Raw genomic sequence first — 26,453 nt, 5'->3', positions numbered from 1 at the left:
AACCTGACCAACTACATCGCCAGATCCCTGCTCGAGACCGGCGGGTTCAGACCCCGACTACACCCTGGATTCGGATGAGCCGGCAAAGTTGGGGGAACGAGCTCGCCATTCCCCCAACTTTGCCCCGCTGGCAATCGGTTATCGGCAATCGGCAATTGGCAATCGGTTATCGGTAGTCGGCAGCCGTGGCCGTGGCTGTGGCCGCGATCGTGGTCGCGGGGCATGGTGGCTGCGTCGGATTCGCTGGGGCGTGGGGCGTGGGGCGTGGGACACGAGGCGGGGAGCACGAGGACCGGGGCGCTCAGCGACCGGTGCTGTGTGGTCTGGACCACTCGCGGGGAGTAGCGTCGGAGCATGGACATCACGATCGTCGGCGGCGGGGTCTGCGGCCTCGCGCTGGCCCATGAGCTCGCCCCCGATCATCGCGTCACCGTGCTGGAGTCCTCCCCGGGGCCACGCGGCGGCGGCTACATGATCGACTTCTTCGGCCCCGGGTTCGTCGCCGCGGAGCGGATGGGCGTGCTCGAGGAGCTGCGCCTGCGCGGGCACGTGTTCGACGGGGTCCGCTACGGCCTGCCGGACGGCTCCGACAGCGGCACGATCGACGCCGGCCCCCTGGTCGAGGCCGCCGGCGGGCGCTACTTCTCGATCCTCCGCCCCGAGGTCGAGCTCGGACTGCTCGCTCAGCTCCCGGACTCCGTGGACCTCCGCTACGGCACCCGCGTGGTCGAGGTGGAGGACGTCGGCCCGGAGCGAGCGGCGGTCGTCACCGCGGGGGGTGAGGTGCTGACGTCCGATCTGGTGGTCGCCTGCGACGGCGTGCGCTCGCCGGTCCGTGAGCAGGTCGCCCCCGGCCACGGCCCGATCCTGCCGATGGGGTACCGCGCCGCCAGCTATCTCTACGAGGATCCGCAGCTGGCCCATGAGCTGGGGGAGCGGATGCTCATGTCCGACTCGATCCAGCGGGTGGGCTGGCTGTATGCGGCCGACGTCGATCAGGTGGGCGTCATGTTCGCCGAACGCGTCGACCGCCAAGGCACGGAGCGTCCCGTCCCGGACCCCGATCGCCTGTGTCGGCGGTTCAGCGGACTGCACCCGCAGATCGACCGGGCTCTCACCCACGTCCCGGACTCCTTCTACGACGATCTCGTGGCGCAGAGCCATGCGCCGCGCTGGAGCCGTGGACGCGTGGTGCTGGCCGGAGATGCGGCCCACGCGCCGTCGCTGCTCGCCGGGCAGGGCACGTCGCTGGCGATCGCCGGCGCCGAGGCGCTGGCCAGGAGCCTGCGGGCCGCCGGTCCGCACATCGAGGTGGGCCTGGCGGAGTACGAGCGGCGGTGGCGGCCCACGGCGGAGAAGGTGCGGCGCTCCGGTCGCCTCAGCGCGTCGGCCTTCATCCCGGCCACCACGTTCCAGCTTCGCGTGCAGCAGGTGGGGCGCCGCGCGATGGGCCTGCCCGGCGTGAGCCGGCTGCTCAGCCGCCAGTTCGTCGCCGCCTGAGCATCGTGCCGGCTCACAGGTGCAGGGTGCCGCCATTGCTGCGGAAGGTGCCGGGCGGCTGCCCGAAGTAGCGGCGGAACGCGGTGATGAACGGGCGCGCTTCGGGATAACCGCAGGTGCGGGCCACCTGGGCGATCGGGTCGTCGGTCTCCAGCAGCAGGTGGGCGCCGCGCTCCAGGCGCAGCCGGCGCAGCATCGCCATGAGCGACTCCCCGGTCTCCCGCGCGAAGAGCCGCGCCGCATGCCGTTCGGAGAGGTGCACGACCGCGGCCACGTCCCGCACCTGCACCGGGCGTGCGAGGTTGTCGGCGAGGTAGCGCTCCATGGAGGCCACGCTCGAGGTGGTGCGGGCTTCCGGGTCGAGGGCGACGGCGAGGTCGTCGGGCGCGGCGAAGGCCCGTGCGGTCTCGATCACCAGAGCGGTGCCGAGAGCCTTGAGCTGCTCGCTGACCCCGGAGCGTGGAGCGGCGGCCTCCGCGGCCAGCGCCGCGATCAGCACGGGCAGGGACCCGAGCTCGGAGGAGACCAGCGGGCGGTCGGCGCGCAGCAGTCCGCTCCACCACCCGGGGGCCGAGGCAGACGTCGCACCCGTCGGCTGCAGGGTGAATCCCCAGAACGCGATCCCGAGCCCGTCGACGGGGTCGGAGATGATCTCGTGCACGTCGCCCGGTCGCGCCACGAACAAGGCGCCCTCCTCGATCTCCTGCACCTCGCCCTCGACGCTGAAGGTGCCGGAGCCCGAGTAGGCCAGGCACACCTCGAAGTAGGAATGCGTGTGCGCGTAGTTGCGCCAGACCGCGGGCGCGTAGAAGCCCCAGCTGAGGTAGTCGACGTCGAACCCGTCGACCTCGCCGGTCACGAGCAGACCGGCGAGNCCCGTCGACCTCGCCGGTCACGAGCAGACCGGCGAGGTCGACGAAGGTCGTCGCGCGGGCGACGGTATCGAGGGTCACCCGAGCATCATGCCTGCTCGGCCCGACCCGTGGGATCGGTTCCCGCGAGGATGAGGCCCTGGCCGAGGGACTCCTTGTGCTGGTCGGTCAACGGCCGATCGGCCGGATCGCGGTACTGCACGAGCCACGTGGTGCGGGCCTCGTCGCTCATGTTGACGCCGGAGCTGTGCACCGTGAAGTAGGTGAAGAACAGGACGTCGCCGGCCTCGGCCTCCATCGGGACGAGCTGGTCGGTGGGGAAGTCGGGGAGGTGGTAGCTGCCCGCCGGGTCGTGCTCGCGCGGTCCTTCCTTGTGGCTGCCCGGGGCGACGCGCACGCAGCCCTTGAGGTCGGGGGCGTCGTCGAAGTGGAAGATCGCCGCGCCCACCGAGTCGTTCCGGTGCGGGAAGAACGGGTAGTCCTGGTGAGGCGGGAACGGGGACCCGTTCTCCGGCGGCTTGATGAACATTTTGGTGTGGTGCAGCTGCACGTTCGGGGTGCGCATGACGGCCGCCGCGACGGACGTGAAGCGCGGATCCGTGAGCAGACGCGTGAACGCGGCATCGTAGAACTGGGCGTCGTGGAGGTGCTGGAGGCTGGTCTTCTGCCCCATGGCGACGTCGGAGGCGGAAGACCAGGTCGGGTCGTCGCCGCGGTCCAGGGAGGAGATCAGCTCGTGGCTGCGAGCGCGGTACTCGGCCGCCTCCTCCTTCGTGAGGAGGCCCTTGACCAGGACATAGCCCTGCTCGTCGTAGGAATCTGCCAGAGCGTCGAGATCTGCAGGAGCAGTGGAGAGGGTGGTCATCATCGACCCTTCGTGTGAGTGGTGTGCGGTCAACTGTGCGTGCTCCTCGAGCCTAGGAAGCTCCGTGCGAGCCCACCAGGCAGAGAGCGGACGCGGATGTTCGCGGGACGGACACGCCGTCCGCGAGCGCCAGGAGCAGGAAGGGTCCGGCTCCGTCGTGCCGCGTGCGATCCCGGTTCTCCGATCGCCCGGCCGGCGTGCTGCGGCCCTGGCCGCGTGCGCGCGCTCAGGGGCGCCGCACGTACTCGGTGAGCGCGACCCCGCTGTCGAAGTCGCGCGTGCGGACGTGGTCGAAGCGGACGGGCGCGTAGTCACCGGGTGCGAACAGCGGGATGCCGCTGCCGAACAGGAACGGCTGCCGCTTGAGCACCAGGCGATCGATCTCGCCGTGCAGCTGGGAGGCGAGGTCGGCGCCCCCGCACAGCCAGATGTCGCCGGTGCCGCCATCCCTGCCGCCGCCCGAGCCCTCGCCGCGCTGCTTCAGCTCGCGCACGACCTCGACGGGGTTCGCGTCCGTCGTGGTCAGATTCTCCGCGGGCTCGAGCTCGCGATGGGTGAACACCACCTGCTCGAGGTGCCGGTACGGGCTGGGCATGTCCGGCAGTCCCACGGCGTGGGTGGCCGCGCCCATCAGGACGGTGCTGAATCGACCGCCGGACTGGTCGATGCCGAGATGCGCGGCGATGTCGGTCGGGATGGTGTCGCCGAACTCCGCGTTGATGCCGGCGAGGTGATCGCCCTCGACGAGGAAGGCGTCGAACTGGCCCTCGGGGCCGGCGATATAGCCGTCCAAGCTCACGGCGACGTAGTAGATGAGCTCACGCATGTCGACTCCAGGGGTGCGGGGCGCCGTCGCGGACCACGACAGCTGTGGTGGTTGAGAGTACGACACCTGTGGTGGTTCGCGCTAGGGTATTTCCATGGCACGCAACGAGGAACGCCGACGGGCGCTGGCCGACGCCGGCCTGACGGTGCTGGCCGACGAGGGCGCCCGCGGCCTGACCCACCGCGCTGTGGACCGCGCCGCCGGGGTCCCGCTGGGCACGGCGTCGAACTACTTCAGCTCCCGCACCGCGCTGATCGAGGGCCTGGTGGGACGCATCGGCGAACGGCTCGCCCCGAGCGCGGAGTTCGTGCGCGAGCGAGAGGGCCTGCCGCCGAGCAGGGACCTGTTCGCCCAGTACCTGCGCGATATCGCGCGCCGACTGCTCGGTGAGCGGCAGGTCGCGATCGCCCTGTTCGAGCTGCGCCTGGAGAGCACCCGTCGGCCGGAGATCGCCGAGCTGCTGGTGACGTGGCGGCGCGAGGGCTTCGCGGGCGATGTCGCCTTCAACGCGGCCGCCGGGCTCCCAGGGGGAGCTCACGAGATCGCCCTGTTCCACTATGCGGTGGACGGGCTGCTGCTGGACCGTCTCACGGGTCCGCTGAGGCCCGAGGACTCGATCGACGACATCGTCGACGCCCTCGTCGACGGGCTGTTGCCGCGGTGAGCAGAAGGGCCGTGGTGAGCAGGTGGGCCGGGATCGACGCCGCGTGATCGCTGCGGTGTCTCAGACCCGCACGGCGCCGAGCTTCTCGGGATTGCGGATCATGTCGATGCGGGACACCTCGTAGCCGGCTCCGGCGGGACCTGCTTCCGCGTCGGTCCCCTCGACCCACACCACGCAGTCGACCCGCGGCCCGTCGTGACCCACGAGCGCCGGACGCCCGTTGATCTCGGCGACCTGCCAGGACAGGATCATGACCTCGGGCTTCGCGAGGACGCCGGCGACGAAGCGCAGCACGTTGTCCGTGCCCAGGATCGGGCGCCGGGCGGCCTTGGCGATCCCGCCGCCGTCGGTCGTCAGGACGACGTCGGGGGAGAGCACTGCGACCATGTCCTCCAGATCGGTCGCGCCGCGCACGGCGCCCAGGAACGCCTCGGTCAGGGCGCGGTGCGTGTCCTCGTCGACCGGATGGCGCGGGGCACGCTCCCGCACATGCGCCCGCGCGCGGCTGACCAGCTGCCGCACGGAGGTCTCGGAGCGCTCGAGAGTCTCGGCGATCTCGGAGTACGGGGCGGCGAACACGTCGTGGAGCACGAAGGCCGCACGTTCGAGCGGGGAGAGCGATTCGAGCACGACCAGCAGGGCCAGCGAGACGTCATCGGCGATCTCCGCGGCGTGACCAGGATCCGCGTCGGCGCCCGTGGAGACGGGCTCGGGCAGCCAGGGGCCGATGTACTCCTCCCGCAGTCGGCTGCGGGAGCGCACGATGTTCAGCGCCGTGCGGGTGACGACCGTGAGCAGGAAGGCGCGGGGCTCGCGGACCGTTGTGAGGTCCACGTGCTGCCAACGCAGCCAGGCGTCCTGCACGGCGTCCTCGCTGTCCTGGACCGTGCCGAGCACACGGTAGGCCGCGCCGAGCAGCGCTCGGCGATGGGTCTCGAAGTCGCGGGCGTGCGCTGTGCTCATGGGGCTCCTGTGGTCAGTGCGCCAGGCTCGAGGGGACGTCGCACCCGTCCTTGAACCCCTGGCTGCTCAGGCCCAGACCCGCATTCGTGCGCGAACGGTAGTTCTCCAGCGAGACCAGCGAGGCGAGCTCGACCACCTGACCGTCGCTCAGGTCCTCGCGGAGCACGGCGACCATCTCGTCGGTCACGGCAGACGGGGTCGCCGTCGCCGCCTCCGCGTACTCCAGCACCGCCCGCTCCAGCGGGGTGTAGGCCGAACTGGTGCGCCAGGAGGCGACGTCGCGGAGCTTGCGCGGGTCCACCCCGCGGTGGTGGTACTCCCAGTAGCCGAAGTCGGTGCACCAGGAGCAGCCGATCTCGTGGGCGGGGGCCATCGTGGCCAGGGCCTGGAGGGTGGGCGGCAGCTTCTTCCAGCGCGAGGCGGTCGCTTCGAGGGCCACCGTCGAGACCAGGACGGGCCGATGGTGGAAGGAGGCCTTGAGCGGGTCCAGGACTTTTCCGTAGACGCGACGGACCACCCAGCCGGCGACCTTCTCGAAGCGGCCGTCGCGATCCAGGGGTATCCGCGGCGCACCGCTCGACGTGGACACGGTGCGCAGGGGCGTGATGGCAGACATGGCGCTTCCTTCGTTCAGCGGGCCCACTCGACGGGCCGTTCGTGAGGAGGACACCGGGCGGTGGAGGTCTGTGACATCCCGCCTGTCAGAGGCCGTCGGTCTTGGAGCTGTCAGTTCTCGGGTGGTCAGTCCTCCAGCATCCGCGACCTGGTCAGGAACCTCTTCCCGTCGGGAGATTCAAGGCTGAAGCCGCCGCCGCGCCCGTCGACCAGATCGATCGTGAGATGCGTGTGGCGCCAGTAGGCGAACTGCTCCCGGCTCATCCAGAAGTCCAACGGTGAGGTGCCGCCGCCTGGCAGAGGGACCTCGACATGGCCCATCCGAACATCGGGGTCCCCGGTGAGGAAGTCCCCCTCGGGGAAGCACATGGGGGAGGAGCCGTCGCAGCAGCCCCCGGACTGGTGGAACATCAGGGGACCGTTGCGGTCGATGAGCCGTTGCATCTGCGCGACCGCTGCCTGGGTGAACGCCACCCGCGAGAAGTCCTCGCCCTCGATCGTGGGCTCTGCCTCGAGCACGTCGTCGGCCGAGGTCGGCGGCGGAACCCTGGGCCCGGGCTCCGTCGGTCTCGCCCCTTCGGTGCTCCTCGTCGCTCGCGCGCTGTCGGCCCCGAGTGTCGTCGGCTGTGCACCGGTGGATCCGGTCGTCATCGGAGGCCTCCGCCCTGCCCGAAGGGGGTCGACGGGGGAGCGCCCGGGGGCGGCTGATCCGGCGGCGGCTGATCCGGTTCGGGCTCGGGCCGAGGCTGCTCGGGCGTCGGCTCGAGCGGCTCACCCGGGAAGGGCTGCGACGGCGGACCGGGAGGAGGTCCCGGCGGGTCCGTGGGCGGCTGCCCCGGGGGCGGCATCGGGGGCTCGTAGGGCCCGGGGATGCTCATATCGTGCTGGTCGGAATCCTCATGCATGATCTCTCCTCCCGCGATGGTGCCGACGGGCCGGTCCGGGGAGCCCCGCGGACCGGCCCGTCGGTCGTGCCGATCGGTACCGGCGGTGCCGATCACGATCGTCGATGCTGATCAGGCCGGTCCCGTCGGTCAGAGCCGGCCGCGCCGATCAGAAGAAGCCGAGCTTCTTCTCCGAATAGCTGACCAGCAGGTTCTTGGTCTGCTGGTAGTGGTCGAGCATCATCAGGTGGTTCTCCCGGCCGATGCCGGAGGACTTGTACCCGCCGAACGCGGAGTGCGCCGGATACGAGTGGTAGTTGTTCACCCAGACGCGACCGGCCTGGATGGCCCGGCCCGCGCGGTAAATGATGTTCTGCTGCCTGCTCCACACACCGGAGCCGAGCCCGTACAGGGTGTCGTTGGCGATCGAGATGGCCTCGTCGTAGTCGGAGAAGCGGGTCAGCGCGAGCACCGGCCCGAAGATCTCCTCCTGGAAGATGCGCATCGAGTTGTCGCCCTCGAACACCGTGGGCGTCACGTAGTAGCCGCCGGAGAGCTCCCCGCCCAGATCGGCGCGCTCGCCGCCGGTGAGCAGCTTCGCGCCCTCCTTCGTGCCGATGTCGATGTAGGAGAGGATCTTCTCGAGCTGGTCGTTGCTGGCCTGGGCACCGATCATCGTCTCGGTGTCCAGCGGATCGCCCTGCTTCGTCGCCTCGACGCGCTTCAGCCCGTCGGCCACGAAGTCGTCGTAGATCGAGTCCTGCACGAGCGCGCGCGACGGGCAGGTGCACACCTCGCCCTGGTTCAGGGCGAACATCGCGAAGCCCTCGAGGGCCTTGTCGTAGTAGTCGTCCTTCGCCGACGCCACGTCCTCGAAGAACAGGTTCGGGCTCTTGCCGCCCAGCTCGAGGGTCACCGGGATGAGGTTCTGCGAGGCGTACTGCATGATCAGGCGGCCCGTGGTGGTCTCACCCGTGAAGGCGATCTTCGCGATGCGCTTGTTGGAGGCCAGCGGTTTGCCGGCCTCGACGCCGAAGCCGTTGACGATGTTGAGCACGCCGCCCGGCAGCAGGTCACCGATCAGCTCGGCCAGCACCAGGATCGAGACCGGGGTCTGCTCGGCGGGCTTGAGCACCACGCAGTTGCCGGCCGCGAGCGCCGGGGCCAGCTTCCACACCGCCATGAGGATGGGGAAGTTCCACGGGATGATCTGCCCGACCACGCCCAGCGGCTCGTGGAAGTGATAGGCGACGGTGTCGTCGTCGATCTGCGAGAGTGCGCCCTCCTGGGCTCGGATCGCGCCGGCGAAGTAGCGGAAGTGGTCCACTGCGAGCGGCAGGTCCGCGCCCAGGCACTCCCGGATCGGCTTGCCGTTGTCCCAGGTCTCGGTCACGGCCAGCATCTCGAGGTTCTCCTCGATGCGGTCCGCGATCTTGTTGAGGATCACGGCGCGCTCGGCGACCGAGGTCGTCCCCCAGGCCGGTGCCGCGGCGTGGGCGGCGTCGAGCGCCTTCTCGATGTCCTCCGCGGTGGAGCGGGCCACCTCGGTGAAGATCTTGCCGGTGACGGGGGTGGGGTTCTCGAAGTACTCGCCCTTGACCGGCGGGACCCACTGGCCCCCGATGTAGTTCTCGTACCGCTGCGCGAAGGTGACCTTCGCTCCGTCGGTTCCGGGGTGTGCGTAGGCGGTCATGTGTTCTCCTCGGTGCTCGTCGTCGAGACAGGGGCGCGGCCGGTCCGGTCGGTCCGCGGGGAGCCGACGGCCGCGCTATGACGTGGATCACCATCGTAAGCCCTGGGCGGCGACCGTAGGCTGAACGGTATGGAACACCGTCACCTCGGCCGCAGCGGCCTCAAGATCAGCGAGATCATCTACGGCAACTGGCTCACCCACGCCTCGCAGGTGGAGGACGAGCGCGCGCGGGCCTGTGTGCGCGCCGCGCTCGACGCCGGCATCAGCACCTTCGACACCGCGGACACCTACGCGAACACCGCGGCCGAGGTCGTGCTCGGCGAGGCGCTGAAGGGTGAGCGGCGCGAGTCGCTCGAGATCTTCACCAAGGTGTACTTCCCGACCGGCCGGAAGGGGCACAACGACACCGGCCTCTCGCGCAAGCACATCCGCGAGTCGATCGACGGCTCCCTCTCCCGCCTCCAGACCGATTACGTGGACCTCTACCAGGCGCACCGCTACGACGACGCCACCCCGCTCGAGGAGACGATGCAGGCCTTTGCCGACGTCATCCACTCCGGCAAGGCCCTGTACATCGGCGTCTCCGAGTGGAACGCGGATCAGCTGCGCGCCGGCCACCAGCTGGCCCGCGAGCTCGGCATCCAGCTGATCTCCAACCAGCCCCAGTACTCGATGCTGTGGCGCGTGATCGAGGAGCGCGTGGTGCCCACCTCCCGCGAGCTCGGCATCTCGCAGATCGTGTGGTCGCCCGTCGCCCAGGGCATCCTCACCGGCAAGTACAAGCCCGGCGCCGAGGCCCCCGAGGGCTCGCGCGCCCGCGACGAGAAGGGCGGCGCGGACATGATCAAGCGCTTCCTGGACGACCCGGTCCTCGAGGCGGTGCAGCGCCTCGAGCCGATCGCCGCGGAGCTCGACCTGACCATGGCGCAGCTCGCTGTGGCCTGGGTGCTCAGCAACGACAACGTGGCCGGCGCGATCATCGGCGCCTCCCGCCCCGAGCAGATCACCGAGAACGTCAAGGCCGCCGGCGTCACGCTCGATGCCGACGTGAAGGCGCGCATCGACGGGGTGCTCGGTGACATCCCCGAGGCCGATCCCGCCAAGACCGTCTCTCCGGCGCAGCGTTTGAGCTGAGGCCGGCGCCTGCGCCATGACAGAACGGCCGCTCCCCTCGGGGGTCGGCCGTTCTGCAGGTGGGGGGGATCCGCGGAGGCGGTGTCAGACGTCGGTCGTCTCCTTCTTCAGCTGCTCACCGCTCTTGCCCGGCCGGTTCAGGCCGTCTGCGCGCAGCTCCCAGAACTCAGCGTTCTTGATGCCGAGCTTGCGGGGGTCGAACTGCGGGTCCAACCCCTGCTTCTTCTGCTGCCGGTAGTCCTTGAGAGCCTTCAGAGCGGGGCCCTGCAGGATCAGGATCGCCACGACGTTCAGCCAGGCCATCGCACCCACGCCGATGTCGCCGAGCGCCCACGCGTTGCCAGTGGTGGTCACCGAGCCGTAGACCACGGCAACCAGGATGAGCGCCTGGAGAGCCCGCACCAGGGCACGGCGCACCAGGCGGTTCGGGATCCAGCGGTTGAGGTACGTCAGATTGACCTCGGCCATGTAGTAGTAGGCGACGATCGTGGTGAAGGCGAAGAAGAACAGTGCGATCGCCACGAAGGTCGGCCCCAGGCCATGGAACACGGTCTCGAAACCGTTCTGAGAGAACTCTGGACCGTAGTCGGTACCGGCCGGCACCGACCCCTCGTAGAGAAGCGTCTCCTCCGGCCCCTGGAACACCTGGTACATGTCCGTGGAGATGATGAGGAACGCGGTCGCGGTGCAGACGAACAGGGTGTCGATGTAGACGGCGAACGACTGAGCGAAGCCCTGTTTGGCCGGGTGGGAGACCTCAGCGGCGGCTGCCGCATGCGGGCCGGTGCCCTGTCCCGCTTCATTGGAGTAGAGGCCGCGCTTGACGCCCATCTCCACGGCCTTGCCGACGATCGCGCCGAACATCGCGTGCGCACCGAAAGCGCTGGAGAAGATCAGGCCGAAAACGTGCCCGATCTGGTCGAAGTTCACGAAGAACACCACCATTGCGGCGATGATGTAAAGAATCGCCATCACGGGTACGACGATCACGGCGAAGCGAGCGATCCGCTTCACGCCGCCGATGATGATGAAGGCCAGCAGGATGACGACGCCTACGGCGGAGATCCAGTGGGGAAGATTCCACGCTTCGTACGCTGCGGACGCCATGCCGTTGCCCTGCACGCCCGGGAGGAAGAAGCACATGGCGATCACGGTGACGATCGAGAATACGATCGCGTAGGCCTTGAAGGCCGGAGCGGCCTTGGTGTGCTTGAAGGCCTTCTCGATGTAGTACGCCGGGCCGCCGCGGTACTCACCGGTGTCGAGGTCCTTCTCCTTGTAGATCTGGCCGAGGGTGCACTCGATGAAGGACGTCGCCGCGCCGAGGAAGGCGATCAGCCACATCCAGAACACGGCGCCGGGGCCGCCGAGGGCGATCGCCGTGGCGACGCCGCCGATGTTGCCCATGCCGACGCGGCCTGCGAGGGACATCATGAGCGACTGAAGCGATGACGTGCCGTCCGGTGACGACTCGCCCTTTCTGAGCTGCTCGAGCATGTCGGGGATGCAGCGAATCTGCAGGAACAGAGTACGGAGCGAGAAGTACAGGCCGGTGATCAGCAGTAGACCGACCAAGGGGAGGGACCACACGAGGTTGTTCGCCCCGGTGATCAGGGTATCGAAGGGCATGAAACCTCCAGGGTCAGGGGAAGCGGTGGCAGCATCGGCACCGCGGGTGGTGACCTGGGTCACCGAGAATGTGCTGGAGGGAACCTACCTGAACAGGGCCGTGAAAAGCGCGCTATCCCGAGCGTGTTGCACGGTCGTGACCTGATTGCTCGTGAAACTACTCGGGGATTCCCAGGAGAAGGTGCCTCGGAGCCCGGCGATCTGCCCACGGTGAAGGGCGGAGCCGACGAGCGGGACGATGTGCGCGGGATCGCCTTCGCGAGGTTCGAAGTGCATGCGATAGAGCCGCTACACTGGGACACGACCCCTCGTGCGGTGTCATCTTGCTGAACTCCCCCAGGGCTTGACGGCAGCAAGGGCAGGTGAGCTCTGGCAGGTGCACGAGGGGTCGCTTCATGCCCTGACGACGTGTTCCGTCCCGGCGGCGCGTCCTGCCCCGTCGGCGTGACCCCGGGTGGACCCGAGGGGGATTGCCCCCGCTCGGCACGGCGGACCTCCCCGTACCGGAGCTCGCGGGCACTTCCTAGCGTGGACATCGACGCTGCGGTCGCACCAGGCGCGCCGCACCCGGCCCCAGGAGCCCCCGATGTCCTCCCGCCCCGTCGTCCCCACCGATCCCGACGTCCCGGACGTCCCCTCCGATCCCGGCGCACCCGCCTCCCGGCACTGGTCACCGGCCCCCGCGGCGCCTCAGGCAGTCATCGACTCGCCGGCGCGCGTCGGCCTGTTCGTCCTGATCGCGACCGCGGTCGCAACCGCCCTCTCGATCCCCCTCGCCACCGGTCTGCTGCCCGAGTCGGCGCTCGGCCTGGTGGTGCCCCTGGCCCAGCTGTCCCCGCTGCTCGCGGCGCTCCTCGTGCGCCGGCGCGATGAGCCCTGGTGGCGCTCCCTCGCCCTGCACGTGCCCTCGGGCAGAGCCTTGCTGATCGCGGTGCTCGCCGCGATCACCGTCTTCACGCTGGTGCCCGTGACCCGCCTGCTGATCGGAGTCGTCGGCGGAGCGTCCCCGCTCGCGGACGCACCGCCCCTGCTCGGCCTGCTGCTCGCGGTGCCGGTGGTCCTGGCCACGCAGGCCGTCTTCGCGATCGGGGAGGAGGCCGGGTGGCGCGGGTGGCTGCAGAGCACGCTCGAACCGCTCGGCTTCTGGCGGATGTCGCTGGCCATCGGCGGGTTGTGGGCTCTGTGGCATCTTCCGGTGGTGCTCGCGCTGGGTCTGTCCGGTCGCGAGATGGTCAGCTACCTCGGCACGATCGTCGCCGTCGCGCCGCTGCTCTCCGTGCTCCGCCGACTCTCCGGGACGGCCTGGGCGGCGATCATCGGGCACGGCCTGCTGAACAGCCTGCGGGTCGCGCTCGAGCAGAACGTCCTCGGCCCCGTCGATCCGACCCTGCTGTGGGTCATGGATCTGAGCTCGTGGGCCCTGTGGCTCGGCGTCGCGTGGGTCATCCTGCGGGTGGCTGACGGGCTGACGCCGGCGGGGATCACGTCGACGACCGCACCTGCCGGGACCCCGGACCGCACAGATCCGCGCCCGAGCTGACGTCTCCGGGCAGTGTGCACGGCAGGCCCTGGTCAAGGGCGCAAGCTGTGCGTAGCGTGGAGCGCACCACCGGCGAGGACCTGCACCGCCTGAGCGTGCGGCGCCGCCGAGGAAGGGAGCAGTCATGAAGATCGAGACCACCCATCGGATCCCCTTCCCCCAGGCCGAGGTCCTGGCCTGGCACGAACGGCCCGGCGCACTGGTGCGCCTCACCCCGCCCGGCCTCGCCACGCCGGATGATCCGACGGCCGGCGGCCTGCAGGTGGGCCGCGTCGTCGGCACCCGGCTGGGACCGTCCGCCCTGCCGTCGCTGCTGCGCCCGCACTGGATCCTGCGCCACCGCGAGCACCAGAGAGATGTCGAGGGCGAGGCCCGGTTCGTCGATCAGCAGGTGCGGGGACCCTGGCGCACCTGGAGCCACGAGCATCGTCTCCTGTCCGATCCCGGTTCCGAGGGCGGAACCCTGGTGGGGGACACCCTCGAGGTCGAGCTTCCCGCCCGCCTCCAGCGCCTCGAGCCGCTGCTGGGCCCCCAGATGCAGCGGGTGTTCCGGTTCCGGGACCGGCAGCTGCGCGAGGACCTCGCCTTCCACGCTCGCTACGCCGACCAGCCCCGACGCACGATCGCGCTGACCGGATCCTCCGGGCTCATCGGCACCCAGCTCGCCGCCCTGCTCGAGACCGGCGGGCACACCGTGCGACGGATGATCCGCGAGGAGGACGTCGGCCCGGACGAGATCTCCTGGGACCCGCAGGGCGGACGCCTGGACCCCGCCGATCTCGAGGGCGTCGACGTGGTCATCCACCTCGCCGGTCGCTCCATCGCCACCCGCTGGACCCACAGCGCCCGCGGCGAGATCCGCTCCTCCCGCGTGCACGGCTCGGCGCTCATCGCCCGCACCCTCGCGAACATGGACAACGGGCCCTCGGCCCTCGTGCAGGCCAGCGCCATCGGCCTCTACGGTCCGCGCCGTCCGGGCGAGCTGCTCACGGAGGCCGATCCGGGCGGCGAAGGGTTCCTCGCCGATCTGGTGCGCGAGTGGGAGCACGCAGCCCATGCCGCGACGGAGGCCGGGATCCGCACCGCTTTCGTGCGCACCTCTCTCGTGCTGTCCGACGGGGGCGGGCCGCTGCTGCCGCAGCTGCCGATGTTCCTCGCGGGGGTGGGCGGGCGCCTGACCCGTGCCGATGCCATGACCTCGTGGATCACCCTGGACGACATCGTGCGGGTCTACGCCCATGCTGCGCTCTCGGCGGACGTGCACGGACCGCTCAACGCCGTCGCCCCGCAGCCCGTCACCTCCGGGCAGTTCGCGCGCGCTCTCGGCGCGGCGCTGCACCGGCCGGCCGTGGTGCCGGTCCCGGCGTTCGGGCCGAAGCTCCTGCTGGGAGCCGACGGGGCGGACGAGCTCATCCAGGCCGATCAGAACGTCTCGGACGCCCGCCTGCAGGCGAGCGGGTTCCGCGCCGCGCACACCACTCTCGAGCAGGCTCTGCAGCACGTGCTGTGGCGGTGACGGCTCCGCGGGTTCCGCTGTCAGGGACGATCTGGCGTGCTGGACGATCCGTACCGGATCAGAGGTGCTCGGAGGGCAGCTCGGTGAGTCGCCGGGCCTCCTCGAGGACGTCCTCGTCGGCCGCGGAGATCTCGGTGCCCGCGGGCGTGCGGCAGGCCAGCGCATTGACGAGGGCGGCGAGCACCACGAGAGCGGCGGCGCCGACGGGCAGCCACATGGATGCCTGCGACCCGGAGCTCTCGGCGACCGCGCCGGTCACGGCGGAGGCTGCGGACTGGCCGACGATCGTGGCCGAGCCCAGCATCGTCATCACGGTCGCGGAACGTCCCTGTGGGCTGCGCTCCGCAGCGAGGCTGTACAGCGTTACGACCGTCGGCCCGATCCCGATCCCGGCGACCGCCATCGCGGCGATGAGCCCGGTGAGGCCGCCCGCGAGGCCGAAGGCGAGCATCGCGGCCAGCATCAGCGAGGAGAAGGTGAGCCAGCGCGCGTACAGCCGGAACCGCTCGGGGAACAGGGTGATGCTCAGGGCCAGGATCGTGGACCCCACCCCCATCACGCCGTAGACGAGCCCCGCCGAGTCGCCGTGGCCGGTGTCGGAGAGGAAAGCCGTCAACGAGGTGAGGACGGTGCCGAAGAAGAGCCCCACGCCGAGCGCGCCGGCGACGACCACCACCACGGGCAGGGTGAAGAGCTCGCGGGCCGGGGCCTGCGCGACGGGCTCCTCGGTGGTCGGTGCCGCGACCTTCGCCGTGGGATGCAGGGCGAAAGCGGTCACGAACAACAGCGTCAGCACCGCGGCGCCGATCATGGGGGCGGCGGGGCTGAGCGTGGTCGCGAGCAGGCCCACCACGACGGGGCCGAACACGAAGGCGGTCTCGTCGGCCGCGGATTCGTAGCCCATCGTGCCGTTGAGGCTCTTCGCCCGACGGTGGGAGGGCAGGCGGGTGAGGATGAGCTGCACCAGGCGGCTGCGGGAGAGCGGGCCGATCTGCGGCGACGAGGCGCCGATCAGGAAGCCGACGGCGAGCACCGCCGCGTCGGGCAGAGCGCTGAACGCCACCGCGGCCATCGCGAGCAGGGCCAGGGAGTTCACGATCCCGGAGACGAGGACGACGGGGCGCTGGCCGATCCGGTCCGCCGCGGCGCCGAGCAGGGGGCCGACGAGCGCTGAGCCCAGGCCCACGACCGCGGAGTTCAACCCGCCCAGCGCGATCGAGTCGCGGGCGGAGACGACGAGGGTCAGAGTGCCCACGACCATCATCGCGAACGGGAAGCGGGCCACGAAGGCGATCGGGAAGTAGGTGGCCCCGGCGACGCTGCGCAGGGTCGGGGAGGACTGCTGCGGGGCGGGGGCTGTGGTCTGCTGCGTGGACATCGCTGCTCCGGACGGTGGGTGCCGCCTTGGACGGTCCGCCGAGGGACCCGAGGTAGATGCACTGCGGGGGCCCGTGGAGCCGGGCCGATCTGACAGCCTCACTCTAGGGGCGGCGCGGGGGTTGGGCCAGGGTTCCGGGGCGTGCGGTGCGCGGTTTCACCCGGGACGACGCGCTCCCGGTCGCGGGCGTACCCGACCTGGGCGGTGCCGTTCTCGGGTGGTCCTGGACGCGGGCCTACCCGACGCGGGCGTTCCCGGTCGCTCCTCGATGCGGGCGCTCCCCGTCGCGAACGCTCCCGGTCGCTCCTCGACGCGGGCGCACTCCATTGCGGGACCCCGTCGCGGACGCGCCGACCGAGACCACTGATATGTACCGGTGGCGGTACAGATCGAGGGATTCGGTCGGCGCGTTGCGGTCTGTCGCGGTCTGTCGCGCTCCGGGGCGAGGCGAGACGGGGCGAGGCGGAGCGAGCGAGGCTGGGCGGGGCCCTGCAGGAGCGGCCCGTGGGCGCCGGTCAGGCGGTGGCGGGCTGCTTCTCGCGGTCCGAGTCCGTGTCTGAGCCCGCGCCAGCAGGTGCCTCCGCGTCGGCTCCGTCGTGCGCGTCCTGCCCATCCTGCGCGTCCTGCGCCTCCTCGGCCTGGATGGCCTGGAAGGAGGTGCGTCGGGCGTCGTCGTATGCCGGCTGATCGAGGATCTTCTCGCGCTTGGCGACGATCACGGCGACCAGGGACTGGCCGGTGACGTTCAGGGCGGTGCGGCCCATGTCGAGGATCGGGTCGATCGCGAGCAGCAGGCCCACACCCTCGAGCGGGAGGCCCAGGGTGGACAGGGTCAGCGTGAGCATCACGGTCGCGCCGGTCATGCCGGCGGTCGCGGCCGAGCCCAGCACGGAGACCAGCACGATCAGCAGGTAGTCGGTGACGCCGAGCGGCACACCGTAGAAGTTCGCGACGAAGATCGCGGCCAGGGCCGGGTAGATCGCGGCGCAGCCGTCCATCTTGGTGGTCGCGCCCAGCGGCACGGCGAAGCTCGCGTAGTGGCGCGGCACGCCCATGCGCTCGGTGACGGACTGCGTCATCGGCATGGTGCCCAGCGAGGAGCGGGAGACGAAGCCGAGCGAGGTCGCGGGCCACACACCGCGGAAGAAGGAGCCGATCGAGAGGCCGTTGAGCTTCAGGAGCACCGGGTAGACGACCAGCAGCACGAGGAAGAGGCCGATGTACACGTCGGCGACGAAGACGCCGAGCTGACCGATCGCGTTCCAGCCGTAGCTGGCCACGGCGTTGCCGAGCAGGCCGACGGTGCCGATCGGGGCGAGGCGGATGACCCACCACAGCAGCTTCTGGACGATCTCCAGCGCGGAGCCGGTGACCTTCAGGAAGGGCTCGGCCTTCTCGCCGACGGAGAGCACCGCGATGCCCACGGCGATCGAGATGACCAGGATCTGCAGGGCGTTGAAGCTCAGCGAGACGGTGCCGTCGTCCCCGGCGCTGCCCTCGATGCCCAGGAAGTTCGTGGGGACGAGGCCGGTGAGGAAGTCCATCCAGCCGCCCTGGGTGTCCGAGGCCTGGGCGGCGTCCGCCGAGACGCCGGAGTTCGCGCCGGGGGAGGTCACGGCGCCGAGCGCGATACCGATCGACACGGCGATCAGCGACGTGATGGCGAACCAGAGCAGGGTCTTCCCGGCGAGCCGGGCGGCGTTGGTGACGCCGCGCAGGTTGGCGATCGAGGTGATGATCGCGAGGAAGATCAGCGGCGGGACCAGCGCTTTCAGCAGCGTCACGAAGATCGTGCCGATGGTGTTCAGCGCGGTGGTCAGCCAGTTCGCGCCGTCCGGGTTGGCGTCCGTGGCGGTGACGGGGCCGATCTGGGCCGCGACGAGGCCGAGGACCACGCCGAGGACGAGTCCGATCAGGACCTGCCAGCCGAAGGGGATGCGGACGATCGCGCGCAGCGGGTTGCGCGTGCGCCGCGGTGTCGTGGGGGAGGAGGTGGTGGATGTGCTCACGGCAGGCGACGTTACGCGGACCTCGTCACGAGTTCAATCAAAACGCTATGCGATCACATTAGGAGAACTAGGGGGTTTCGGGGAAGTCATCGGCGTTCCCGTCGGTCCTCGCCTCAGCAGGTGCATCGGCGGCACTTGCGTCGTCGCGCGGTGACGCCATCGCGGCCCGCTCGGCGTCGGACGTCAGCACGCAGAACTGGTTGCCCTCGGGATCCGCCATGGTCAGCCATCCCGACCCCGGGCCGTACTGGTCGCGGTGATCGGCGACCGCGACCGCTCCCTGCTGCTCGAGCCAGAGGATCTCCTGCTCCTGCGTGCGCTCGCGAGGGCGCACATCGAGGTGGATCCGCTTGGACGGCAGCTCGTCGTCGGGGATCTCGAGGAACAGCAGCGTGTGCCCGGTCTCGGGATCGTGGATCGCGCACTCCTCGTGCCCGGGCAGGTTCGGATCCTCCGGGTCCATCGCGTATTCGAGGATGCGGAGCCACCACTGGGACAGGGCGAAGGCGTCGTGGCAGTCGATGCTGGTGTGGGAGTGGCGGACGCTCATGAGAAGAGTCTTCGGGAGCGCCGGTCGCAGGTCAACGGAATTGCCGCTGCGCGCTGTCGGTCGCGAGAAGTCGTGTTCATGGGGTCGTGCTTCCGGAGGCGTGCTCAGGCGTCGTGCTCGCGGCGCCGTGCCAGCAGTCTCGTCCTCACGGTCTCGTCCGTTCGGCTGATGCTGACGTGGCCGGTCACAGACCTGCGGACGATGCATGCGGGGGCGGGCTGCTGACATCGTGGGGACATGGACGAGCGACCTTCAGTGCATGACCCCGCTGTGCGTGACCCCACTGCACGCGACTCCGCCGCGCCGGCCGACGACGAGACGGCCCGCGCCGTCGTCGGCCCGCGCTCTGACGTCGAGGAAGATGCCGAAGAAGATTCCGAGGAGAACGCCGAGGACGAAGGCACCGAGGGCGACGTGGAGAAGCCCTTCGGCGCGCAGGAGCCCACCCGGTTCGCGTCGGACGTCGAGTACCGCGGCCGCGCCGACGGCCACGACTACCTGGTGCGCGTGCGCCACCGGCTCCTCGACTCATCCTTCACGGTGGTCATCGACGGCGTCGAGCACGATCCGGCCGCGGAGGAGAAAGCACGGAAAGCGGCCCTGAAGGCGCACCAGAAGTCGGCGCAGGAGGATGAGAAGGAGGCGGCCGCGCAGGAAGCTGAGCGGTCGGCGCAGCAGGACGCCGAGGAGGAGACAGGGACCGACGTCGACCCTCGCTCTGAGGCCGATGCGCGCGCCGACGCCGACACCGACGCTGACTCCGGGTCCGACGCAGGCTCCGATGCCCTGCAGTTCCGCCTCGAGGAGAGTTTCACCGTGGTGCGCTGCACGGTGCGTCGCCGAGTCATGGACGACGACGACGACGCCGCCGACGAACGCGACGACGCCGCCGACGGGGACGGCGCCCAGACCGGCGCCGACGGCGACGACGGACGCGGTGACGAGGACGACCGAGAGGTTCCAGGCTTCACGGATGCCGAGGTGATCTCGGTGCACACCGCCGGGCTCGGCGGCGCCGGTGAGGTCGATGTGCGCCACGGTCTGGACAAGACGTTGCTCGTGCCCGCCGAGGACAGCCCGTCGGCCGTGCGCGATGAGAAGCGCATCGCGCATCCCGTCCGCTACGCAATGCTCTCCGCGCTGGCGAAGGCCGCCGGCTTCCTGATCCCGCTGCTCGGTGTCGGCGGCCTGTTCAGCGGCCTGTTCGATCCGGTGCAGGAGTGGGTGGAGGCCCGGGTGCGGCCCGTCGTCGACGCGATCTCCGAGGCCACCGAGCCTGTCCGCACCTGGTTCGGCGAGCTGGTGCGTCCGGTCGTGGAGTTCTTCGACGCGCTGTTCGCGCCGATCAGGTCGGCGATCGCCGCCGTGCTCCGCCCCATCGGGGAGGCCTGGAACTGGCTGACGGATCTGCTGTTCGGGTGGATCCCGGACTTCTCGCTGCCGTTCTCCGTGCCCGAGTGGGTCGTGGACGCCGCCCTCCCGGTGATCGTGGTGCTGATCGCGTTCCTGGTGACCTTCGGGAGCCTGCGCCATCGCCGCGAGAAGCTCGATGCGACGCGGGCCGCCACGCAGGCGCACGCCGGGAAGACCGCCGACGACGACGGGCCCGTGGAGGTCGGGGACACGGCAGACGGCACGGTGACCGCAGGCGCCCGGGCGACGGAGGACGGCGGGAGGACCCCGTGCACCGCGGGCGCGAGCACGCAGGAGACCACGAGCACACGCGAGAGCATGCAGGAGAACACGCAGGACACCGCGCAGGAGAACGGGGCTGATCGAGGAGATCCGACGCCCTCGGACCGGTCCTCCACAGAACCTGCTCGTCCCCAACGGTGAGGAAGGTCGGGCGCCTCAACTAGCCTGTACCGGTGGCCACAGCTCTGTACCGTCGTTATCGTCCCGAGTCCTTCGCCGAGGTGATCGGCCAGGACCACGTCACCACGCCCTTGCAGCGTGCGCTGCGCGCGGGCCGGATCGGTCACGCCTACCTGTTCTCCGGGCCGCGAGGCTGCGGCAAGACGACCTCGGCGCGCATCCTCGCGCGCTGCCTGAACTGCGCGGAAGGTCCCACGGACATCCCGTGCGGTCAGTGCGATTCCTGCCGCGACCTCGCCAACGGCGGCGCTGGCAGCCTCGACGTGGTCGAGATCGACGCCGCGAGCCACGGTGGTGTGGACGATGCTCGCGAGCTGCGGGAGCGCGCCTCCTTCGCGCCCGTGCGCGACCGCTACAAGGTGTTCATCATCGACGAGGCCCACATGGTGACCTCGGCCGGGTTCAACGCCCTGCTGAAGCTGGTGGAGGAGCCGCCGGACCACGTGAAGTTCGTCTTCGCGACCACCGAGCCGGACAAGGTCATCGGCACCATCCGCTCGCGCACCCACCACTACCCCTTCCGGCTGATCCCGCCGCAGGTGCTGGGCCCGTACCTCGAGGAGGTCTGCGTCGCCGAGGGCGTGAACGTCGGCGAGGGCGTGATGCCGCTGGTGGTGCGCGCAGGAGGCGGGTCCGCCCGTGACTCCATGTCGGTGCTGGACCAGCTCATGGCCGGCGCCGGCGAGGACGGTCTGGACTTCCCGACCGCGATCGCCCTGCTCGGCTTCACGGACACCGCGCTGCTGGACAGCGCCATCACGGCGGTCGCCGAGCGGGACGCCGGCGCGCTGTATGCCGCGGTCGAGCACGTGCTGGCGACCGGCCACGAGCCGCGCCGGTTCGTCGAGGACCTGCTCGAGCGCATGCGTGATCTGATCATCCTGGCGGCCGTCCCCGACCGCGGCCAGGATCTGCTGCCGCAGGTCCCTGCCGATGAGCTCGAGCGCATGGTCGGCCAGGCCGGCCGCTTCGAACCGGCGGATCTCTCGCAGTGCGGCGACCTGGTCCACGAGACGCTCTCCACGATGAGTGGGGCGACGTCGCCGCGACTGCACCTCGAGCTGCTCGCGGCGCGTCTGGTGCTGCGCGACGAGCGTGCCGCGCTGGCTGCCGCGGGCGACGGCAGCGCCCCGGCCGGGCGGAACCAGCCGGCTGGTGGGCAGCCGCTCGCGGGAGGTCGGCAGGGAGCGCCGGGTCGCGGCGCGCAGGCTCCCAGTGCAGGTGCGGGTGCTGCCGTCGGCGGCTCCTCCGGGCGCGAGGAGGCTCGACGCATCGCGCAGGAGAAGGCCGAATCCGCACGACAGTCTCGCGGCGGGCGCACGCCGGCCCCGTCGACGGAACGCCAGGGCCAGCCCCAGGCGCCCGACGGCCGGGCTGACGCCGCGACGTCCTCGCAGGGTTGGGACACTCCGGTGTCGCGCCCGGGAGGTGGCCCGTTGGAGCCGGGATCCGCCCCGCAGGCAGCTGCCCCGCAGGGCGCTTCCCCGCAGGGCGGCGCTCCGCAGGGCGGTCCGCAGAGCGGCGCCGCGCAGGAGCAGCCACCGGCCCCCCAGCAGACCGAGCAGCAGGCGGCCTCACAGCAGGCCGCGCCGCAGCACGCTGCCCCGCAGGCATCCGCCCCGCAGAGCGCTCCCGCCCCCGCTGCACCGGACGCCGGAGGAGCGCAGGGACTGAACGCGGATGCCGTGCGCGAGCACTGGTCCGCGATCCTCGACGAGCTCGCGCAGATCCGTCGTCCCAGCTGGGCGCTCGTCGGGCAGAACGGGCACGTGCACGGTTCCCAGGGCTCGACGCTCCTCATCGGGTTCCGCACCGAAGGCCTGGTCGCAGCGTTCCACCGGGGCACGGCAGCAGAGAACCTGGCCGATGCCGTGCGCCGGATCATGCACGTCGAGATCTCGGTCGACGCTGTCGTCGGAGAGGATCCGGGTCCCGGTGGCTCAGGGCCGGGTTCCTCAGGACCGGGCTCCTCCGGACCGGGATCGGCAGGACCAGGCTCGTCGGGACCAGGGACGTCCGGACCGGGTTCCTCGGGACTGGGGTCGTCGGGACCGGGGTCGTCGGGCCCCGGGGGCACGGCGGGCGGTGCTCCCCGCGGAGCCGGCGGCCCCCAGGACGGTGCTGGTCAGCAGGCTCCTAGCGGGTCGGGACAGTCCGGCTCGTGGGAGCAGGCCGTCGGACAGGACGGCTCGGGTGGCGGCGATGACGGTCGCGGCGCCGCAGGGCAGGGTGGTGCCGCTCCGAGCAGCGCGCCTGTTCCGTGGGGCGACGCCGTGGCCCAGATGGCACCGCCGGCCGGGGGAGCCGCCACGGCAGCCTCTGCGGCTCCCACCGCGGCTCCTGCCGCGGTGCCGGAGGGCCCCGGCTCCGCCCCGTCCTCCGCTTCGGCACCCTCGGCTGCTGCCGCGCCGTCAGCCCCCACAGCCCCTGGTGGTGCGCCGGCGCCCGGTGGGCAGGCCCCGTCGGAGGAACCGCCCGCCTCGGCCGGCCAGCGCGCCGCAGATCGCGCGATGCAGGCCGCCGCACGAGCCTCGCGCGGGCGCGCGGCCGCCCCCGGCGGTGCAGACCGTGTCGAGGAGTTCGCCCCGGAACCCGATGATCCGTACCCGCCGGATCCCGAGGATTCCTACCCGCCCGACGACTACTCAGCGCAGAGCGCACCGGTCGCTCGCCACGGGGGTGGCCCGCAGTCTCCGGCCTCGTCGCCGGAGCGCACCCCGCGCTGGTCCGATGCGCTTCAGCCCGGCACCGGAAGCTCGGCCCCGGCTCCGCAGGCAACCTCCGCAGGGTCAGCCTCCGAATCAGCCCCTGCTCCGTCCGCGGGCACCGCTGATGCCGGCGAGATCCCCGTCGTCGACGACGACGGCCGCGACTCCCTGCCCGCCGACGAGCCCCGGACCTTCGGGCAGAACGCCCTGAAGCAGGCCATCGCGGAAGGCCGGGTCGTCCATTCACGAGTCCCCCGTCCCGACGCGACACCGGACGCACCGGCGAGCAGCACGGATCCGATCGACCCCCCGAACGGCCCCGACCAAGGGCTGGGCGGCACGTCCGGCCAGGAACAGGGGGAGGGACTCGCCGACTCCGCGGAGAGCGCGGTGGGTGGCCAGGCGCCCGAGGCACCCTCCGAGCAGCCTGCCTCCGCTGACTCGGCCTCCGAGTCCGCCTCCGGATCGGCCACTGCGCGCGCGGCCGCCTCCTGGGGCACGGCGACGGTCGCCGTTCCAGGCTCCGGGCAGTCCGGACCGTCCGGGCAGGACTCTTCTGGCCCGCACTTCTCGGGTCAGGACTCCTCCGGCCAGAATTCCACAGGTCAGGGCGGTCCGTCGGCGATTCCGACGGACGCAGTCCAGACCGGCACCGCCCCGACCGGCGCCGCTCCGGCCGGCGCACCTGCCCGTAGCGGTGCGGCGCTGGTCCGCGAAGCAGCACAGGCCTCTCGCACAGCGGGGCTGCGCACCCGGGGAAACCAGGGAGGCCCCGAGGAGCCCCCGGTCGACGCCGATCCGACCGGCGGTGCGACGCGCGACGACGACGATGCCGTGGTCTCGAAGCGCAATGGCCGCGAGGTCATCGAGACCATCCTCGGCGGCAAGGTGCTCGAGGTCATCGACGAGACCGACAGGTACTGACCCCTCGCCTGACCTGGGTCGCAAAGGATCAGCGCGAGGGCCGCGACGGATCAGCGCGTGGATCGCGACGGATCTGCACGCGGGCAGCGACGGACCAGCCCGTCGGTCGCGAAGGATCAGTCCGAGCGCGGCTCGAGCAGGCTGAACAGATCCGTGCGCAGGGACGAGGGGTTCGTGCCGGGCGTCGGCGGGGTCACGTAGAACTCCCAGAACGGGTACGTCATCTGCTCCTCGGACTCGCCGATCTCCTCGGTGAACGCACCCCAGCTCTCCGCCAGCGCTCCGTACCCGCCCACGTGGCTGACCCATGCCACGCGCCCGGCAGGCAGCGCTGAGGCGATGACCTCGTAGCCGCTGGCCAGAGTGATCGGCTCGGTGAGGGGAGCGTCGACCGGGAACCCGACCTCGACATCCGCGGTCGAGACCGGCGCCCGGTGGTGCAGCGCGAAAGCCGGCCCGATCGGGTGGATCCCTGCGTCCTCCAGGGCCGCGCTGAGGTGGGTGAAGGTGCCGTCCATCAAGGACGACATCTGGTACATCGGGAAGTCACGCTGGGACACCACCGCAGTGGGTATCTCCGGGGCATCAGTCACCCGGCATGCGGTGGCCGGCTCGGCGGAGTCATAGGGATGCGGCAACGACGACATCGTGCAAAGTCCTGTTCAGAGTCGCGAACGGGCCGTGCATGATGCGACGGCCCGGGCTCGACCGTACCCCTCCAGCCCGGGTCTGACCAGTACGGTCGCTGTGCGTCTGCCGTGCAGGTCCGGCTGGCGGGCCCGCCGCCCAGATCCCGCAGCTGCGCCCGCCATCCAGGGTCCGCCGCGGGGCCCGACGGCAGGCTAGGGTCGGCCCGTCACCGGGCGGCGGCGCCGACCTCCCGGTGCACCCCGGCCAGATCCAGCGCCAGCTCGCAGAACATGGAGTTGGACCAGGAGAACCACTCCCGCGTGAAGGTCGACGGATCATCGACGTGCACGCCCTCGTGCATCATCCCCGTACCGCCGTCGGTGCGGATGAGCTGCTCGAGGATCCGCAGCCGCTCGGCATCATCGGCCGAGGTGAGTCCCTCGATGTTCTTCCCGATCGGCCACACATGGTCCGTGGGGGTGTGCGGCGAGCCCACGCCCTCGAGGTACGGGCCCGCGTAGTAGTACGGGTTCTGCCGCGAGAGCACCGCGGCGCGGGTGGCGAGGTAGGTCGGGTCGTCGGCCGCGACGCAGTCCAGGTAGGGCAGGCCCAGCAGGCTGGGCACATTCGCGTCATCGAGGAACACGTGATGGCCCAGGCCGTCGACCTCGTACGCCCAGATCTGCGTCCCGTCGGCCCCCTCGATCAGACCGTGCTGCTGGAGCGCCTCGCGGATCTCGGAGGAGAGCCGGCGCGCCTCCGCGGCGTCCTCCGCCTCGCCGGCGACCTCCTCGAGCAGATCCCCCAGCCGCTCCAGGGAGAGCGCCAGGAAGTGGTTGCCAGGGATGTTGTAGCCCAGCTCGCAGGCGTCGTCGCTGGGTCGGAACCCGGCCCAGACCAGGCCGTTCGGCGCGGTGAGCGAGCCGCGGCCCTCGCGCGCCAGGGTGTCCTGGGGTGTGCAGTTCGCGCGGCGGAAGAAGTACTCGGAGCGCTCCTCGTGGTGCTGCTCGGTGCGCACGGTGGCGAGGATCGTGCGGGCGGCGTCGACGAACTCCGCGGTCGCCCAGGTGGTGTCCCCGGTGGCCTTCCAGACCCGCCAGGCGAGATCCGGGCCGTAGGAGAGGGAGTCCAGCTCGAACTTCCGCTCCCATGCCCAGGGGCTGTCGAACTCCGTGTCGTCGCTGTCCCACTGGGAGGCATCCGCGGTGCGGTTGAAGGCGTTGGCGTACGGATCGATGACGATGTACTGCCAGTGGCGGCGCAGCAGGCCGGTCAGCAGGGCGACCAGCTGGGTGCGGTCCTCCCCGGTGCCGACCCCGGCGATGACCAGGCGCAGCAGCGGGGTGAGCTGGGCGGCGGAGTCCCGCAGCCACATCGCCGGGATGTCGCCGGTGATCACGAAGGTGGTGCCGTCCTCCTCGACATTCACCGTGGTCTCGGCGGTGTTGCGCAGGTAGGTCACCACCCGATGGGCGATCTCCTCGCGCTGGGCGGATTCGCCCAGGCCGCTGAGGATCCGCTCGTGCACGGCGTCGAGCAGGGAGGGGGGCAGCTGGACCATGGGGCTCCTCATCGCGATCGGCTGGTCGGCTCAGGGTAACCGAATATGTCATGGCGATGGACATATTGTGCGCAGTTCGGACGCCGACAGGCGCGAACCGCGACGCGACGTGCTCGG

20 protein-coding genes and 1 other RNA gene are annotated in these 26,453 nt (G+C 70.8%); 8 read left to right on the top strand and 13 right to left on the bottom strand.

The window, feature by feature from the left end:
* The first annotated feature begins 354 nt into the window (after nt 1-354).
* A complete protein-coding gene (locus ABD093_RS01020) occupies nt 355-1,500 on the top strand; it encodes an FAD-dependent monooxygenase (RefSeq protein WP_193119050.1) in 1,146 nt (381 codons plus the stop codon).
* Between the two features lie 13 nt (nt 1,501-1,513).
* On the opposite strand, the gene ABD093_RS01015 is transcribed toward ABD093_RS01020, so the two are convergent.
* From ABD093_RS01015 to ABD093_RS01005, 3 genes are all read right to left on the bottom strand, one after another.
* The gene (locus ABD093_RS01015; protein WP_343921970.1) at nt 1,514-2,359 is read right to left on the bottom strand and encodes a helix-turn-helix domain-containing protein; all 846 of its coding nucleotides are present in this window, start codon (nt 2,357-2,359) and stop codon (nt 1,514-1,516) included.
* 101 nt (nt 2,360-2,460) lie between these two features.
* Nucleotides 2,461-3,240: a phytanoyl-CoA dioxygenase family protein gene (locus tag ABD093_RS01010; protein ID WP_226850871.1), complete on the bottom strand. Its 780-nt coding sequence runs from the start codon at nt 3,238-3,240 to the stop codon at nt 2,461-2,463.
* A 223-nt stretch (nt 3,241-3,463) separates the two neighbouring features.
* A complete protein-coding gene (locus ABD093_RS01005) occupies nt 3,464-4,063 on the bottom strand; it encodes a dihydrofolate reductase family protein (RefSeq protein WP_193119048.1) in 600 nt (199 codons plus the stop codon).
* 94 nt (nt 4,064-4,157) lie between these two features.
* Between ABD093_RS01005 and ABD093_RS01000 the strand changes: the two genes are divergently transcribed.
* Nucleotides 4,158-4,727, top strand: coding sequence for a TetR/AcrR family transcriptional regulator (locus tag ABD093_RS01000; RefSeq protein ID WP_193119047.1), 570 nt, complete (start codon nt 4,158-4,160; stop codon nt 4,725-4,727).
* Nucleotides 4,728-4,787: 60 nt separating this feature from the next.
* Here the strand turns inward: ABD093_RS01000 and sigJ are convergent, their stop codons facing one another.
* The 4 genes from sigJ to exaC all read right to left on the bottom strand — a co-directional run bounded on the left by sigJ (nt 4,788) and on the right by exaC (nt 8,882).
* Nucleotides 4,788-5,690, bottom strand: coding sequence for an RNA polymerase sigma factor SigJ (sigJ, locus tag ABD093_RS00995; RefSeq protein WP_193119046.1), 903 nt, complete (start codon nt 5,688-5,690; stop codon nt 4,788-4,790).
* Between the two features lie 13 nt (nt 5,691-5,703).
* Nucleotides 5,704-6,306: a carboxymuconolactone decarboxylase family protein gene (locus ABD093_RS00990; protein ID WP_193119045.1), complete on the bottom strand. Its 603-nt coding sequence runs from the start codon at nt 6,304-6,306 to the stop codon at nt 5,704-5,706.
* A 125-nt stretch (nt 6,307-6,431) separates the two neighbouring features.
* On the bottom strand, nt 6,432-6,956 hold the full coding sequence (locus ABD093_RS00985) for a DUF779 domain-containing protein (RefSeq protein ID WP_377802459.1): 525 nt from the start codon (nt 6,954-6,956) through the stop codon (nt 6,432-6,434).
* Between the two features lie 402 nt (nt 6,957-7,358).
* Complete coding sequence (gene exaC, locus ABD093_RS00980) at nt 7,359-8,882, bottom strand: acetaldehyde dehydrogenase ExaC (RefSeq protein ID WP_343921969.1); 1,524 nt, start codon at nt 8,880-8,882, stop codon at nt 7,359-7,361.
* Between the two features lie 129 nt (nt 8,883-9,011).
* Between exaC and ABD093_RS00975 the strand changes: the two genes are divergently transcribed.
* Nucleotides 9,012-10,016 (top strand): aldo/keto reductase family protein, encoded by a 1,005-nt coding sequence (locus ABD093_RS00975; RefSeq protein ID WP_343921968.1) that lies wholly within the window; start codon nt 9,012-9,014, stop codon nt 10,014-10,016.
* A gap of 84 nt (nt 10,017-10,100) precedes the next feature.
* Here ABD093_RS00975 and ABD093_RS00970 read toward each other — a convergent pair whose 3' ends face one another.
* Nucleotides 10,101-11,645 (bottom strand): alanine/glycine:cation symporter family protein, encoded by a 1,545-nt coding sequence (locus ABD093_RS00970; RefSeq protein ID WP_193119155.1) that lies wholly within the window; start codon nt 11,643-11,645, stop codon nt 10,101-10,103.
* Between the two features lie 299 nt (nt 11,646-11,944).
* Here ABD093_RS00970 and ffs point away from each other — a divergent pair.
* The 3 genes from ffs to ABD093_RS00955 all read left to right on the top strand — a co-directional run bounded on the left by ffs (nt 11,945) and on the right by ABD093_RS00955 (nt 14,701).
* Nucleotides 11,945-12,041, top strand: an RNA gene (ffs, locus tag ABD093_RS00965) — signal recognition particle sRNA small type.
* A gap of 190 nt (nt 12,042-12,231) precedes the next feature.
* Complete coding sequence (locus ABD093_RS00960; protein ID WP_343921967.1) at nt 12,232-13,185, top strand: CPBP family intramembrane glutamic endopeptidase; 954 nt, start codon at nt 12,232-12,234, stop codon at nt 13,183-13,185.
* A 124-nt stretch (nt 13,186-13,309) separates the two neighbouring features.
* Nucleotides 13,310-14,701 carry a TIGR01777 family oxidoreductase gene (locus ABD093_RS00955; protein ID WP_343921966.1) on the top strand — a complete coding sequence of 464 codons (1,392 nt, stop codon included), beginning with the start codon at nt 13,310-13,312 and terminating at the stop codon, nt 14,699-14,701.
* Between the two features lie 58 nt (nt 14,702-14,759).
* Here ABD093_RS00955 and ABD093_RS00950 read toward each other — a convergent pair whose 3' ends face one another.
* The 3 genes from ABD093_RS00950 to ABD093_RS00940 all read right to left on the bottom strand — a co-directional run bounded on the left by ABD093_RS00950 (nt 14,760) and on the right by ABD093_RS00940 (nt 18,638).
* Nucleotides 14,760-16,079: an MFS transporter gene (locus ABD093_RS00950; protein WP_343921965.1), complete on the bottom strand. Its 1,320-nt coding sequence runs from the start codon at nt 16,077-16,079 to the stop codon at nt 14,760-14,762.
* A gap of 515 nt (nt 16,080-16,594) precedes the next feature.
* The gene (locus tag ABD093_RS00945; RefSeq protein WP_343921964.1) at nt 16,595-18,088 is read right to left on the bottom strand and encodes a dicarboxylate/amino acid:cation symporter; all 1,494 of its coding nucleotides are present in this window, start codon (nt 18,086-18,088) and stop codon (nt 16,595-16,597) included.
* 67 nt (nt 18,089-18,155) lie between these two features.
* Nucleotides 18,156-18,638 carry a VOC family protein gene (locus tag ABD093_RS00940; protein ID WP_193119159.1) on the bottom strand — a complete coding sequence of 161 codons (483 nt, stop codon included), beginning with the start codon at nt 18,636-18,638 and terminating at the stop codon, nt 18,156-18,158.
* A gap of 237 nt (nt 18,639-18,875) precedes the next feature.
* On the opposite strand from ABD093_RS00940, the gene ABD093_RS00935 reads away from it, so the two are divergent.
* On the top strand, nt 18,876-20,474 hold the full coding sequence (locus ABD093_RS00935) for a hypothetical protein (protein ID WP_343921963.1): 1,599 nt from the start codon (nt 18,876-18,878) through the stop codon (nt 20,472-20,474).
* Between the two features lie 32 nt (nt 20,475-20,506).
* On the top strand, nt 20,507-24,145 hold the full coding sequence (locus tag ABD093_RS00930; protein ID WP_343921962.1) for a DNA polymerase III subunit gamma and tau: 3,639 nt from the start codon (nt 20,507-20,509) through the stop codon (nt 24,143-24,145).
* 116 nt (nt 24,146-24,261) lie between these two features.
* On the opposite strand, the gene ABD093_RS00925 is transcribed toward ABD093_RS00930, so the two are convergent.
* The gene (locus ABD093_RS00925; RefSeq protein WP_193119162.1) at nt 24,262-24,792 is read right to left on the bottom strand and encodes a GyrI-like domain-containing protein; all 531 of its coding nucleotides are present in this window, start codon (nt 24,790-24,792) and stop codon (nt 24,262-24,264) included.
* A gap of 209 nt (nt 24,793-25,001) precedes the next feature.
* Nucleotides 25,002-26,336 carry a glycoside hydrolase family 125 protein gene (locus tag ABD093_RS00920; RefSeq protein WP_343921961.1) on the bottom strand — a complete coding sequence of 445 codons (1,335 nt, stop codon included), beginning with the start codon at nt 26,334-26,336 and terminating at the stop codon, nt 25,002-25,004.
* Between the last annotated feature and the right edge of the window lie 117 nt (nt 26,337-26,453).

This window comes from Brachybacterium tyrofermentans (assembly GCF_039526165.1).
In the GTDB taxonomy this organism is placed as follows: domain Bacteria; phylum Actinomycetota; class Actinomycetes; order Actinomycetales; family Dermabacteraceae; genus Brachybacterium; species Brachybacterium tyrofermentans.
Note: the sequence above shows the minus strand (reverse complement) of the source record. Positions and strands in the feature narration are given on the sequence as shown.

Excerpts from the sequence above, each read along its gene's own strand:
- ABD093_RS01020 (WP_193119050.1), top strand. The coding sequence starts at position 355 with ATGGACATCACGATCGTCGGCGGCGGGGTCTGCGGCCTCGCGCTGGCC.
- ABD093_RS01010 (WP_226850871.1), bottom strand. The coding sequence starts at position 3,240 with ATGATGACCACCCTCTCCACTGCTCCTGCAGATCTCGACGCTCTGGCA.
- ABD093_RS01005 (WP_193119048.1), bottom strand. The coding sequence starts at position 4,063 with ATGCGTGAGCTCATCTACTACGTCGCCGTGAGCTTGGACGGCTATATC.
- ABD093_RS01000 (WP_193119047.1), top strand. The coding sequence starts at position 4,158 with ATGGCACGCAACGAGGAACGCCGACGGGCGCTGGCCGACGCCGGCCTG.
- sigJ (WP_193119046.1), bottom strand. The coding sequence starts at position 5,690 with ATGAGCACAGCGCACGCCCGCGACTTCGAGACCCATCGCCGAGCGCTG.
- ABD093_RS00990 (WP_193119045.1), bottom strand. The coding sequence starts at position 6,306 with ATGTCTGCCATCACGCCCCTGCGCACCGTGTCCACGTCGAGCGGTGCG.
- ABD093_RS00985 (WP_377802459.1), bottom strand. The coding sequence starts at position 6,956 with ATGACGACCGGATCCACCGGTGCACAGCCGACGACACTCGGGGCCGAC.
- exaC (WP_343921969.1), bottom strand. The coding sequence starts at position 8,882 with ATGACCGCCTACGCACACCCCGGAACCGACGGAGCGAAGGTCACCTTC.
- ABD093_RS00975 (WP_343921968.1), top strand. The coding sequence starts at position 9,012 with ATGGAACACCGTCACCTCGGCCGCAGCGGCCTCAAGATCAGCGAGATC.
- ABD093_RS00970 (WP_193119155.1), bottom strand. The coding sequence starts at position 11,645 with ATGCCCTTCGATACCCTGATCACCGGGGCGAACAACCTCGTGTGGTCC.
- ABD093_RS00960 (WP_343921967.1), top strand. The coding sequence starts at position 12,232 with ATGTCCTCCCGCCCCGTCGTCCCCACCGATCCCGACGTCCCGGACGTC.
- ABD093_RS00955 (WP_343921966.1), top strand. The coding sequence starts at position 13,310 with ATGAAGATCGAGACCACCCATCGGATCCCCTTCCCCCAGGCCGAGGTC.
- ABD093_RS00950 (WP_343921965.1), bottom strand. The coding sequence starts at position 16,079 with ATGTCCACGCAGCAGACCACAGCCCCCGCCCCGCAGCAGTCCTCCCCG.
- ABD093_RS00940 (WP_193119159.1), bottom strand. The coding sequence starts at position 18,638 with ATGAGCGTCCGCCACTCCCACACCAGCATCGACTGCCACGACGCCTTC.
- ABD093_RS00935 (WP_343921963.1), top strand. The coding sequence starts at position 18,876 with ATGGACGAGCGACCTTCAGTGCATGACCCCGCTGTGCGTGACCCCACT.
- ABD093_RS00925 (WP_193119162.1), bottom strand. The coding sequence starts at position 24,792 with ATGTCGTCGTTGCCGCATCCCTATGACTCCGCCGAGCCGGCCACCGCA.
- ABD093_RS00920 (WP_343921961.1), bottom strand. The coding sequence starts at position 26,336 with ATGGTCCAGCTGCCCCCCTCCCTGCTCGACGCCGTGCACGAGCGGATC.